Here is a 14,698-nt window from a genome sequence, read left to right on the forward strand (position 1 = left end):
ATTAAAAAACAACATTCACATATTTTCAGACGAAGTAAATTATCTAATTGACACATTATCAAATTATCACATTTCTAATTATAGCATGAAATCACAAGACGTACGTAAACAATTTTTAGACTTTTTTAAAAGCAACGGGCACTTAATCGTTCCTTCTGCTCCAATCGTTCTTAAGGACGATCCAACTCTTATGTTCAATAACTCGGGAATGGCCCAGTTTAAAGAATATTTTTTAGGAAACGGAACGCCAAAAAGTAAAAGAATAGCCGATACGCAAAAATGTCTTCGTGTTTCAGGAAAACATAATGATCTTGAAGATGTAGGTTTTGATACTTATCATCATACTATGTTTGAGATGTTGGGTAACTGGTCTTTTGGAGATTATTTCAAAAAAGAGGCAATCAACTGGGCATGGCAATTATTGACAGAAGTGTATAAAATTCCAAAAGAAAATCTTTATGTTTCTGTTTTTGAAGGAAGCAAAGAAGATAATGTTCCTTTTGATCAGGAAGCTTGGGATATCTGGAAAACTTTAATCGACGAAGACCGAATTATCCTTGGAAACAAGAAAGATAATTTCTGGGAAATGGGAGATCAGGGACCATGCGGACCTTGTTCTGAAATTCACGTTGATTTACGTCCGGAAGCTGAAAAAGCTTTGGTTTCAGGAAAAAGTCTTGTAAATAATGATCACCCGCAAGTTGTTGAAATCTGGAATAATGTATTCATGGAATTCAACCGTAAAGCTGATGGATCTCTTGAAAAACTTCCTGCACAACACGTTGATACAGGAATGGGATTTGAGCGTTTGTGTATGGCTTTGCAAGGAAAAACATCCAATTACGATACAGATGTTTTTACACCGCTTATCGAGAAAGTAGAACAAATTACAGGTTTAAAATATACCTCTGATGAAATTAAAAACATCAGTGAAGAACAAATCAAAACTAATATTGCCATTCGTGTTGTTGTGGATCACGTTCGTGCCGTTGCCTTTGCAATTGCTGACGGACAGTTGCCATCAAATACCGGAGCTGGTTATGTAATTCGTAGAATTTTACGTCGTGCCATTCGTTACGGATTTACATTTTTAGGTACGAAAGAACCTTTTATCAATAAATTGGTAGAAGTGTTGGCAAACCAAATGGGAGAATTTTTCCCGGAAATCAAATCACAGCAACAATTGGTTACCAATGTAATTCGTGAAGAAGAAGCTTCTTTTTTAAGAACTTTAGATCAGGGTTTACAGTTGTTAGATAATGTAATTGCACAAACTTCTGGTTCAGAAGTTTCTGGAGCTAAGGTTTTTGAATTGTACGATACATTTGGTTTTCCAAAAGATTTGACTGCTTTAATTCTAAAAGAAAAAGGTTTCTCCCATAATGAAGAAGAATTTGAAGTTGAATTGCAAAAACAAAAAACACGTTCTCGTGCTGCATCTGAAGTTTCTACAGAAGATTGGTCTGTTTTGATTCCTGGAAATGTGGAAACATTTGTTGGTTACGACCAAGTAGAAAATGACGTAAAAATCACAAGAATCCGTAAAGTTGATTCTAAGAAAGACGGAATTTTATACCAAATCGTTTTAGATAACACGCCATTCTATCCGGAAGGCGGAGGACAAGTTGGTGATAAAGGAACGTTGGTTTCTGCAAACGAAACGATCGAAATCATCGACACTAAAAAAGAAAACAATTTGATTTTGCATTTTGCAAAGCAATTGCCAGAAAATATTGAAGCCGGTTTTGTCGCAAAAGTAAATAACGATTTAAGAGGTTCAACTTCTAAAAATCACTCGGCTACGCATTTAATGCATTTGGCTTTGAGAAACCTTTTAGGAACTCACGTAGAGCAAAAAGGTTCATTAGTGAATCCGAACTATTTACGTTTTGACTTTTCGCATTTTTCTAAAGTTTCAGAGGATGAATTACGTCAGGTTGAAGCAAGTGTAAATCAGCAAATTGAAGCACAATTGCAATTAGTAGAACACAGAAATATTCCGATTAAAGAAGCATTAGATAAAGGTGCAATGGCTTTATTTGGAGAAAAATATGGCGATAATGTTCGAATGATTGAATTTGGAGAAAGTAAAGAACTTTGCGGTGGAATTCACGTAAAAAACACGGCAGAAATCTGGCATTTCAAAATCATTTCTGAAGGTGCAGTAGCAGCTGGAATTCGTCGTATTGAGGCGATTACAGGTGACGCGGTAAAAGATTTCTATAAAAATCAGGAGAATACTTTATCTGAAATAAAAGAAACATTAAAAAATCCACAGGATATTTTAAAATCAGTAGCTTCTTTACAGGATGATAATGCGAAACTGAAAAAGCAAGTAGAGCAATTACTAAAAGAAAAAGTAGGCGCTTTAAAATCAGAATTGGAAAAAGATTTCCAAGAAATAAACGGCGTAAATTTCCTTGCAAAACAAGTAGATTTAAGCATGGCATCAACTAAAGATTTAGCTTCTGCATTAGGAACTTCAAAAGCTAATTCTTTCGTGTTTTTAGCTTCTGTAGAAGATGGTTTGCCAAATATTCATTGTTACATATCTAAAGAATTGGTTGCTTCGAAAAACTTAAATGCAAATGCAGTGATCAAAGAATTAGGAAAATATATTGAAGGAAATGGAGGAGGGCAGCCTTTCTTCGCTTCTGGAAAAGGTAAAAATGCAAGTGGAATTGCAGAGGCTTTGTCTCACGCAATTGATTTTGTGAAATAAAGGTGTTAAGATGCTAAGGAACTAAGGTTCTAAGTTTTTATAATATTCAAAAGTAAAGCCGAAAGATTTTTAAGATCTTTCGGCTTTTGTATTTTTTGCCACAGCTTAAAGGATTAAAAATGATTCTTTCTCATTGTATGTCATTTCGACGAAGGAGAAATCCTCGCGAGAAGCTCGACAAAGATTGGATTTTGATTGCGGAGTTACTTGTGAGGATTTCTCCTTCGTCGAAATGACAAATATTACGTTTAATCAATTATTCTAATAAAAAAACTTAGCAACTTAGCGGCACAATATCTTAGAATCTTCGTCTACTTCCTTTCCCCAATTTGCTGACGCCACATAGCGTAATACAAACCTTTCTCCACAATCAAATCCTCATGTTTACCTGACTCAATAATTTTACCTTGTTCCAGTACAAATATTTTATCAGCGTGCATTACAGTCGATAATCTGTGTGCGATTAAAACCGTGATTCTGTTTTGGTCCGATATATTTCTGATTGTAGCATTAATTTCTTCTTCGGTAATCGAATCCAGAGCAGAAGTAGCTTCATCAAAAATCAATAAATTTGGATTTCTTAAAATGGCTCTTGCGATAGACAAACGCTGTTTTTCTCCGCCCGAAACTTTAATTCCGCCTTCGCCAATTGTTGTATTCAAACCATCTTCAGCACGATTAAGAAGTTTTTCACAACTTGCTCTTTTTAAGGCATCGTATAAATCTTCGTCTGTTGCATTGGGTCTTACAAACAATAAGTTTTCACGAATCGTTCCTGAGAATAATTGCGCATCCTGAGTTACGAATCCCAATTGTTTTCTTAGATCTAGCAAATCAATTTCAGTAGAATCAATTTCGTTATACAATACCTGACCTTCGGCTGGCGTATACAATCCCACTAATAATTTTACCAAAGTGGTTTTTCCGGATCCGGAAGGGCCAACAAAAGCAACAGTTTCCCCTTGTTTAATTTCAAAATTAATATTTTCAACCGCTTTGAATTTAGCTGTTTTATGTTGAAAACTTACATTGCTAAAAAGCAAAGACTGAATAGCTCCAACATGTTTAGGCGTTTTTGGGCGAAATTCTTTTGGAGCACTTAATAAAGTTTTGAAGTTTTCCATCGAAACTTTCGTTTCATTCAAAGCAATAATAAAATTGCCTAATTCCTGCAAAGGTCCAAATATGAAAAAAGTAAAAAATACCATCGTCAATAAATCACCAACAATTATTTTTTGTCCAAATAAGAAATAATACAAAGTAAAAACAACACAAGTTCTTAAAAAGTGAACCGTTGTGCCCTGAATAAAACTCAAACTTCTGATAAAACGAATTTTCTCGAGTTCAAGTTGCAGGATTTTAAAGGTGTTTAAATTTAAACGTTTTTCTTCCTGATACGTTAATCCAAGACTTTTTACCAATTCGATATTTCGTAAACTTTCAGTTGTAGAACCCGCTAAAGCATTGGTTTGATTAACAATTTTTCGGGAAACAATCTTTATTTTTTTACCTAAATACGAACTGATTAAAGCGATAATTGGTGCTGTAATCAAAAAGATGATCGAAATACGATAATCAATTCGGGCAACGTAAACGATAACAAATATGAACCCAATAATAGTTTGAAAAATCAAAGAGATCGAAAGCGTAATCAATTTTTCAGAATCAGAACGTACTTTCGTTAATTTACTTAAAGTTTCTCCACTTCGCTGATCTTCGAATTCGGCATAAGGCAAATCAAGCGATTTTTTGATTCCATCAGTATACATTTGTGCTCCGGTTCTCTGAATTACAACATTGGTAAAATAATCCTGAAAGTTTTTGGTGATTCTGGAAATCATGGCAGCACCAAGTGAAAGTCCCAGCCAAAAGGATAAAGATTTTATAAACCCAATTTCGTTTCCTTCATATTTATGAAGGCCAACTCCGCAGTCCTGCATTAATTTACCGGTAATAATAGAGTCTGACAAGCTGAAACAGATGTTTATAGAGGCCATAATCAAAGCAAAAAGCAACAGCATTTTGTGTTTGATTATATAAGAATATAATAATTTCATATATAGAGAATGTTAAAAAATAGAAGATGCAAAAGTAGTGAATAGTTTGAGTTTGTGAAGTTGATTTTTGTTATTAAAAATGTAAATTTTATTTACAGCTGAGATTATCGGTATGTTTTTTTAGTCAAGAGTTCTTTAATTTTTTGAGGAATATATTTTTTAACACTTGAGTGCTACAAAAGAAGGAAAAAAGCTAATTATTGTTGTAGTGTTTTATTTTTGGCTAAATCTTTTGTTGTAATAATTACCTGTGTATGTTGTTTGTTTTTAGTGAGTTATTAGATTTTTGAGTTGTAATATGTGCTTTAAAATGTGGAATCCCGTAAGGTTTTGATTTTAGAGTGTATTACGTTTGCGGTAATAACAAATTTAACTTATCAAAAATGAAAAAACAATTATGCCTTTTTGTAGTAGCTGCTTTAACGCTTGCTTCGTGTTCAAATGATGATAACAATGCTGAAAACACAATTTTACCTAAAGTACTAAAGTATACAGACATAGATTATCCTTCTGATAATGCTACGTATAGCTCTACTTATAATGGAAACAAGATTGTAAGTGTAAAAGATGAAGCAGGAAGAACAGACTATACTTACGACGGAGATTTGATTGTTAAAGAAGTAAATTACGATACAGAAAGTGAAGTAGGGAAAGATGTAAAAAGTGATGAAGTAGTGTATACTTATGCTAATGGTAAATTAGTAGGAGAGCTTTCTTCAGAAGGTTTTTCAGCTGAATTTCCTGCTGGAGAATATAAAATTAGAAGAGTATACACTTATAATGCTGATGGCACAGTCAAAGCAGAAAAGTACAATACAAACTCAACAGGAGTCGAGCAAAAGAGTAATTATGTTGAAGTGCTAACATTTGCAAACGGAAATCTGGTAAAAAGCGTCGAAACAAATAGTGAGTTTGATTCTGTTTTTACAGCTGTTTACGAATATGATGCAAAAAATAATCCTTTGAAAAATATTCTGGGTTTCAACTTATTAATAGGTCATAGTGAAGGTGAAGGATCTGTAAGTTCTGTTAATAATGTAGTAAAATATACCGCCTCTTATAGTGTTAACACTGAATCAAATGTCTACAAAAGAGAATTAATTTACGATACAAACGGATTTCCAACAAAAATTACTTCTTATAAAAAAGACGGCACGACTATCGATCGCACAAACGAATACACATACTAATCTTTAGTAATTTAAAGATTGAATAAAAACCAAATACTTCTGTATTTGGTTTTTTTATTGGTGAAAATTCGTGAAATTCGTGTTTAAATAAAAAGCCATGCAATTCAGAACGCAAATACCCATTTCTAAAACCAATAATCCAATCGATTATAATTCGAAGATCATTTCTATTGGTTCCTGTTTTGCAGAAAATATGGCAGAGAAGTTCGATTATTTTAAATTTCAAAACGAAACCAATCCGTTTGGGATCATTTTTAATTCTGTTTCGATCGAAAAAATAATCAGCAGAATCATTAAGAAAGAATTTTATACAGAAAAAGATGTTTTCTTTTATAACGAGCGCTGGCATAGTTATGAAGTACATTCGGATCTAAGCAATTCAGACCGACAAGAATTATTGGAAACGTTGAATAAAGCGATTTCGGAAACCTATAAAAACTTAAAAGAAGCCACCCATATTATCATAACTTACGGGACTTCCTGGATTTACAGAAACACAGAAAGCGATCAAATTGTAGCCAATTGTCATAAAGTACCTCAAAAACAATTCTCAAAAGAATTATTATCGGTTGAAGTAATTCAAAAAAGCATTCAAAATACGATAGATTTAATTCAGGTTTTAAATCCAGACATCAACTTCATTTTTACGGTTTCGCCTGTACGACATATAAAAGATGGTTTTGCAGAAAATCAATTGAGCAAATCGCATCTGTTTGCGGGAATTCATCAAGTTTTAAAAACTCATAACTCAGAATTCATAACTCATAACTATTTCCCTTCTTACGAAATCATGATGGATGAACTTCGTGATTATCGTTTTTATGCCGAGGATATGTTGCATCCTAATCAGGTAGCAATCGATTATATCTGGCATAAATTCAGTGAAAACTATATTTCAGAAGATAGTATTTCGACTATGCAGGAAGTTTCAGAAATACAAAAAAGCCTTCGCCATCGCAGCTTCAATCCAGACTCAGAACAACATCAGAAATTCTTAGCTAAACTACAACAGAAGATAAGTAGTATTCAGGAAAAATGGGCGCACATTAAATTTTAAAGTTAATTTTTCTTTGTGTCTTAGCGCCTTCGTGGCATATTCAAAAGTAAGAAAATAATTATTTGTGTGTAAAATTTTAGAATAATTGCGTGTAATTATGTAAATTGTTAAAGTTTAAAATTCTCATTTTTGTAAACTGTATAAATACAGCTTTATAATAACGCAACTTTAATCTAATCGTGTTTTATTGACGTATGAATAAGAAACCCATTCATTTTCTTAAAAAAACACTACGTATACTTCTATGGTGCGTGGTTACTATCATTGCACTTTTATTACTTTTAATTGTTTTAATTCAGGTTCCTTCTATCCAAAATTATGCAAAGGACAAAGCCATCACTTATCTTCATAATAAGATTAAAACCAAAGTTTCATTAGATCATATTTCGATTAAATTCCCGAAAGATGTAGTTCTTGAAGGTTTTTATTTTGAAGATCAAAAAAAAGATACTTTACTGGCAGGTAAACGTTTAGAAGTCGATGTTGATTTATTTAAATTAGTAAGCAGCGAATTAGAAATCAATTCAGTTTCGCTTGAAAATGTCACGGCCAATATTTCAAGAAATAAAGCCGGCGTTTTTAACTTCGATTATATCATAAAAGCATTTGAATCTAAAGAACCGAAAGTAGAAGATCCTGATGCTAAACCATTCAAAATATCAGTTGTAAAAGTGAATCTGGATAATGTCAAATTCAATTTTAAAGATGATTTTTCTAAGAATGATGTCAAGGTCAATCTAACCCATTTTGATACCAAATTCAAGGAATTTGATTTAGATAAAATGAATTTTGATATTCCGAACATTAAATTAGACGGATTAAAATTGGTTTTAGATCAGGATGCTGTAGAAAAAATTGCGGAAGTTTCTGTAGAAACCGTTGATACTATTTCGAAAAGAAAAGATTTCAATTTGAAATTAGGCAAAATCAGTTTGTCTAAAATTGATATTGCGTACGATAATAAAGATTCAAAATTAGATTCAGGGATAAAACTCGGTAATCTTGATTTGTCAGTAAACAAAATAGATCTGAACAATCAGCTTTTAGATTTCGATACTTTCCAACTTAAAAATTTAAAAGGAAACCTAAGATTAGGAACAAAAGACAAACAAATTAAAACGCCCAGTTTAGATTCAACTGCTATTAAACAAGCAGGATGGAAGGTAAAACTGAACGATATCGATATACAGGATGTTGCTTTCAAATTTGATGATATGCAATCGAAACCAGTCTTAAAAGGAATTGATTACAGTCATTTGGATTTGAATAAACTAAATCTTAAAGCAGAAAAATTATATTACGGAAACGATACTATCTCCGGAAATATAAAAGCTTTAACTGCAAATGATAAAAGCGGATTACAGATTCAGTCTTTAAAAACCAATTTCTTTTACGGACCTAAAAATGCGTATTTGAATGATTTGTATTTAAAAACGCCTCAAACTTTACTTCAAAATAAAGTTAAAGTGCAGTATTCTTCGATTGCCACGATTTCTAAAGATTTAGGAAATCTTTCTCTGGATGCAAATCTAAATCAGTCGAAAATTGGATTCAAAGATATTTTACTTTTTGTTCCAGATTTACAAAAGACAAATCCGTTTAAAAGCAATCCAAATGCGATTTTGTATGTGAATACACGCTTAAGCGGAAAAATAAAAGACCTGAATATCCCGCAATTCGAAATGAGCGGAATAGGATCTACAAAAGTTTCCCTTACGGGGAAAATCAAAGGATTGCCGGATGCTCAAAAAGCTTATTACGATTTGGATATCAAGAAAGTATCAAGTACTTCTAAAGATATTTATTCGTTTGTGCCAGCAGGAACAATTCCTAAGAATATTCAGTTGCCTTCACAATTGAATTTACAGGGAAAATTTAAAGGTTCTGTTCAAAATTTCAAAACCAATCTGGCTTTAAACAGTAGTTTCGGAAATGCGAAAGTCGATGGTTTATTTGATCAGCGCGTTAAGAAAAAAGAGAAATACGACGCAACGGTTTATTTATTGAATTTCGATGTAGGAAGATTAATCAAAAACGATTCAATTGGGAAAATTACGCTTAAAGCGAAAGTTAAAGGAAATGGTTTAGACCCAAAAACCGCTCGTGCACAATTTGACGGATTGGTTCAGAAAGCCGTTTTCAATAGATATACTTATAAAGATTTAGCATTAAAAGGAAATATTGCCAATGGATCATTTGCTGTAAAATCAGGAATGAAAGATCCTAATTTGCATTTTGATCTGGTAGCAAACGGAGATACAAAAGATAAATATCCGTCGATAAAATTAAAATTAAACCTTGATATTGCTGATTTAGAGAAACTGAATCTTCATGCAGGACCAATGAAATTGCGTGGTAATATCGATGCAGATATTGCCAACAGTAATCCTGATTTTTTGAACGGAAAAGTGTTTCTTTCGAACGTTCAGGTTTTGCAAGCCGCAGAACCAATTGTTCTGGATTCTATGCGCATAATTGCTTTTGCTGATAATACGCGAAATAATATTAAGATATCTTCTCAGTTCTTAAAAGCCGAAGTAGATGGAAAATACAAACTGACGACATTAGCATCTGCCATAAAAAAATCATTATCGAAATACATCGATTTAAAAAATCCGAAAGTAAACGGAGAATCAGATGAACAGCGTTTGGCCTTTACTTTAAAAATAGATAATGATCCGATACTTTTTAAACTGGTTCCCAAATTGACAGGTTTAGAACCTATCAACATTACAGGAAAATACAATAATGTAACCGATTCATTAGAAGTAAAAGGAACTATCCCAAGAATTGTATATGCGGATAATACTATTGCTGACGGAAAAATAAATATAGAAGCTAAAGAAAATGCTTTGGAATATATGGTTTCTGTAGCAACAATTGAAAGTGGTTCTTTAAAAATTCCGTTTACAAGTTTATCAGGAAAAGTAGAAAATAATCTTCTGACGTATGCGCTTGAAGTAAAAGATGTAAAAGACAAACAACAGTATTTTATCGCCGGAGAATTTAAAACAGAAGATTCTAAAAACATTTTTAAAATCGATGCAGAAAATTTTATACTGAATTATGATAAATGGAATATTGATCCTGAAAATGCCATTGAATTTGGAGGCAAAAGATTGTATATCAATAAATTTTATTTAGCCAATTCAGGTAATGAATTAAAAATACAATCTCAGGGAGAGCAGGATAATGCACCATTAAAAGTTGAATTTGTAAATTTCAAAATTGAGACGATTATGAACATCGTAAAAAAAGATGAAATTTTGATGCAAGGTTTGATTAACGGAAATGCAGTGGTCGAAAATGTAATGACCAAACCTACTTTTACATCAGATTTAAAAGTAGATCAGTTTGCTTTTAGAGGAGAACCTGTTGGTGATATTACGATAAAAGTAGATAACAAAACGAATAATTTACTGGCAGCAAATGTTACGGTTACCGGACAGGATAATGATGTAAACCTGAACGGGAATTATAAAATTGATGACGGAAATCTTGATTTTGACCTGAATTTAAAGAAACTGAATATCAAAAGTATTCAGGGTTTCAGTATGGGTAATATAAAGGAAGGCACAGGATATTTAGCAGGAAATTTCAAAATTACCGGAAATGCCAGTGCGCCAAAAGTAAATGGAGAACTGAATTTTAAAGAAACAGGTTTCAGAGTGACGAAACTGAATTCATTCTTTAAAACCCAAAACGAAAAAATCACGCTTCACAATGATGTAATTACGTTTGATAAATTTACTTTTCATGATGAAAATGACAATGAATTAACGATCAACGGAACGATAAAATCAGCGGATTATACTAACTTCGATTTCGGATTAACAGTTGTTGCAGATGATTTTAGAGCGATACATTCTAAAGAAGTGGATAACGATTTGTTTTACGGAGATTTGATTTTAGATACGAAACTAAATATTAAAGGAACTCTTGCAAATCCGGTTATTGGCGGAAACATCAACATCAACAAAGACACTAAATTTACGGTTGTTTTACCACAATCAGATCCTTCGATTGCAGATCGTGAGGGTATTGTAGAGTTTGTTGATGAAGATAATATGTATCTGAAACAAACTATTGCAATGGAAAATCAGTTAAATCAATCTCAGCTGATTGGTATGGATGTGAGCGTTGAAATTGCAATCGACAAGGAAGCCGAACTGACATTGGTGATCGACAAAGGAAACGGGGATTACCTGAACCTAAAAGGCGAGGCACAGTTAACTGGAGGAATTGATCCGTCAGGTAAAACAACCTTAACTGGTAAATACGAGTTTTCTGAAGGAGCATACGAAATGAATTTCAACATGATCCGACGCAAATTTGATATTCAAAAAGGAAGTTCGATTACCTGGAACGGAGAACCAACCATGGCTAGTCTGAATATTACAGCTATTTATAAAGTAGAAACAGCACCTATAGATTTACTTGGGAATCAATTGCCTACAGACAATCCGACGGTTAGAAACACTTACAAGCAAAAAATTCCGTTTCAGACATTATTGAAAATGAATGGCGAACTTTTAAAACCGGAAATTACTTTTGATATCGTACTTCCGGACGGAAATTATGATGTTTCTACAGATGTGGTATCGCTTACACAAACAAAACTAGAGCAATTGCGACAAGAACCGGCAGAATTAAACAAACAGGTTTTTGCGCTATTATTATTGAATAGATTCATAGGAGAAAACCCGTTTGCAAGCGAAAGCGGCGGAACCAGCGCAGAATCCTTAGCGAGACAAAGTGTGAGTAAAATACTTTCGCAACAATTAAATGATCTGGCAGGAGAATTAATTACCGGAGTTCAGCTTGAATTTGACTTAGAATCAACAGATGATTATACCACAGGAACGAGAGAAAACAGAACCGACTTAAATGTTGGGGTTTCTAAAAAACTGTTAAACGACAGGTTAAAAGTAACCGTAGGAAGCAGTTTTGCAGTTGAAGGACAGGAGCGCGCCAATGAAGAAAGCACTAACATTGCGGGCGATGTAGCTTTAGATTATCAGCTTACAAAGGACGGACGTTATATGGTTCGTGCTTATCGAAAAAATGAATATCAGGTTGCGGTAGAAGGGCAGGTGGTTGAGACCGGAGTTGCTTTTATCATTACCATGAGCTACAATAAATTCAGAGAGCTTTTTCATCGTAGTGCAGCCGAAAAGGAAATGATAAAAGAAGAGAAATTGCGCAACGAAAAAAGAAAACAGAAAGAAAAAGAAAAGAAGAAAAAAGAAGAAAACGAAGAAAATAAAATTGAAGGAAATGAGCAAAAGACATAGCAATCTGAACATTCGATATGTAAAGTATTTTATAGCGCTATCCTTATTTTTTGTTTTTGGATGCAGCAATACAAAATATTTGCCTGAAGGAGATTTATTGTACACAGGAGGTTCTGTGACAGTAAAAGATTCTATTATAAAAAAGAAAGACAGAAAGGCACTGGAGAATGAACTGGAGGATTTATTACGTCCAAAACCCAATAAACAATTTTTAGGATTACGCCCTAAATTATGGATTTACAATATTGCCGGTCAACCCAAAAAACAAAAAGGAATTCGATATTGGCTGCGTACTAAAGTTGGCGAACCGCCGGTACTTTTCAGTAAAGTCGATTTAGATTATAATGCATCGGTTTTAAGAAATTTTACTGAAAATCGCGGTTATTTTAAAACCCGTGTCAGTGCAGATTCGACTGTAAGTAACAAAAGAGTAACAGCAGAATATACCGTTACGCCCAAAAAACAATACATTATAAAAAGTGTAATTTTTCCGGATGATTCTCTGGCGATGTCAAGAATAATAGGAAGATCAAGCCGAAGAAGTTTATTGAAAGTTGGAAAACCCTATGATCTGGATATTATAAAAGCAGAAAGAGAAAGAATAGATGCAAGGCTTAAAGAAAAAGGATACTATTACTTTAATCCCGATTATATTCTGGCTCAGGTAGACAGCAGTAAAGGCGATCATGAAGTAAAAATAAGACTGGTAATAAAAGCCGATGCACCGCCAAAAGCTTTAACGGCGTATAAGATTAATAAAATTGTAGTATATCCTAATTTTACAGTTTCAAAAGACAGTGTAAAATACACTCAGAAAGACATTCTTCAATACAAGGATTTTACCATTATTGATACGGCAAATACGTTTAAGCCCAGAGTTTTTGACAGGGCCATTTATTTCAAAAAAGGAGATTTGTACAACAGGAAAGATCATAATCTTACTTTGAACCGTTTCGTAAATCTGGGGACTTTTAGCTTTGTAAAAAATGAATTTAAACCATCAGACAGTATAAAAAATGCATTAGATTCTTATTATTACTTAACGCTTTTGCCTAAGAAATTTATTCGTGTAGAAGTTTTAGGAAAAACAAATTCAGCAAGTTATACAGGAACAGAAGTGAATGTAAACTGGAACAACCGAAACTTATTTCGTGGTGCAGAATTGCTTACGGTATCTGTTTTTGGAGGAGCTGATTTTCAGCTTTCAGGAACCAATAACGGAAAAAATATATACAAACTGGGAACAGAAACCAGTTTGACATGGCCTAGATTTATTGTTCCGTTTTTTCATGTCGAAGGCAATAGCGAATATGTGCCAAGAACAAAAGCAACTGTGCGATACGAATATCAAAACCGAACGCAATTGTACGCGTTGAATTCCTTTAAAACCTCTTTTGGTTACCAATGGAAAGAGAATGTTAGAAAAGAGCATCAATTGAATATTATTGATGTTACGTATGTAAGCCCAAATAATGTAACTGCAGAATATCGTCAGGATATTGAAGAAGATGCATCTTTAGGAAGAGTTATCGAGAAGCAATTGATTTTTGGTCCAACGTATTCGTATACATATACCAATACGATGCAAAAACGTAAAAAAAATACTTTCTATTTTAATGGAGAATTAGATTTGGCAGGAAACATTACAGGCTTGGCAACGGGTGCAAATGTCAGAAAGAACGATACGATAAAAATCTTCGATGTTCCGTTCAGTCAGTTTGTAAAATTGAAAGCTGATTTCAGGCATTATTTAAAATTAAGCAAGGAAAGTGAATGGGCCAGCAGGATCATTATTGGTGCCGGACTTCCGTACGGAAATTCAGGTGTATTACCAACATCAAAGCAATTTGTAGTAGGAGGAACCAATAGTATTCGTGCCTTTAGGGCCAGATCTCTTGGACCGGGAAGTTATGTAAATACGATAACAGACAATTCATATTTGCCGGATCAGTCCGGAGATTTAAAACTGGAATTTAGTACAGAATATAGAGCAAAACTTTTTAGTATCGTTCGCGGAGCTTTGTTTGTAGACGCAGGAAATGTCTGGTTGCTAAACGCTGATCCAAATAAACCTGGCGGACAAATTACCAAAGATTTTATGAAAGATATTGCCGTTGGTGCCGGAGCCGGATTGCGTTTTGATTTATCTTTCCTGGTATTAAGAACCGATTTAGCTTTTCCATTGCGAAGACCTGATTTACCAGATGGTCAAAGATGGGTTATCGATGATATTAATTTTGGAAGCGGGCCGTGGAGAAAAGACAATCTAATTTTAAATATCGCAATTGGATATCCGTTCTAAATTTTTTTGGTGCTATCTTTTTTTTGCCACGAATTTCACGAATTTACACTAATACTTTGCGTATACTATTCAATTT

General features: G+C 33.5%; 6 protein-coding genes. 5 read left to right on the forward strand and 1 reads right to left on the reverse strand.

All coding sequences use genetic code 11. The features are described 5' to 3' along the window. Positions 1–85 precede the first annotated feature (85 nt). A complete protein-coding gene (alaS, locus tag FLP_RS04330) occupies positions 86–2,722 on the forward strand; it encodes an alanine--tRNA ligase (protein ID WP_065448310.1) in 2,637 nt (878 codons plus the stop codon). 311 nt (positions 2,723–3,033) lie between these two features. Here the strand turns inward: alaS and FLP_RS04335 are convergent, their stop codons facing one another. Continuing rightward, entirely contained in the window at positions 3,034–4,779 is a 1,746-nt protein-coding gene (locus tag FLP_RS04335) for an ABC transporter ATP-binding protein (RefSeq protein ID WP_065448311.1), read from the reverse strand. A gap of 383 nt (positions 4,780–5,162) precedes the next feature. On the opposite strand from FLP_RS04335, the gene FLP_RS04340 reads away from it, so the two are divergent. From FLP_RS04340 to tamL, 4 genes are all read left to right on the forward strand, one after another. Beyond that, positions 5,163–5,969 (forward strand): hypothetical protein, encoded by an 807-nt coding sequence (locus FLP_RS04340; RefSeq protein WP_065448312.1) that lies wholly within the window; start codon positions 5,163–5,165, stop codon positions 5,967–5,969. Between the two features lie 97 nt (positions 5,970–6,066). Next, positions 6,067–7,026, forward strand: a complete 960-nt coding sequence (locus FLP_RS04345; RefSeq protein ID WP_065448313.1) for a GSCFA domain-containing protein — start codon at positions 6,067–6,069, stop codon at positions 7,024–7,026. Positions 7,027–7,220: 194 nt separating this feature from the next. After that, a complete protein-coding gene (locus tag FLP_RS04350; protein ID WP_065448314.1) occupies positions 7,221–12,320 on the forward strand; it encodes a translocation/assembly module TamB domain-containing protein in 5,100 nt (1,699 codons plus the stop codon). Then, complete coding sequence (tamL, locus tag FLP_RS04355) at positions 12,304–14,622, forward strand: translocation and assembly module lipoprotein TamL (RefSeq protein ID WP_065448315.1); 2,319 nt, start codon at positions 12,304–12,306, stop codon at positions 14,620–14,622. The genes FLP_RS04350 and tamL overlap by 17 nt, the downstream gene beginning before the upstream one ends. Positions 14,623–14,698: the final 76 nt, after the last annotated feature.

It is taken from the genome of Flavobacterium piscis, assembly GCF_001686925.1.
Lineage (GTDB): Bacteria > Bacteroidota > Bacteroidia > Flavobacteriales > Flavobacteriaceae > Flavobacterium > Flavobacterium piscis.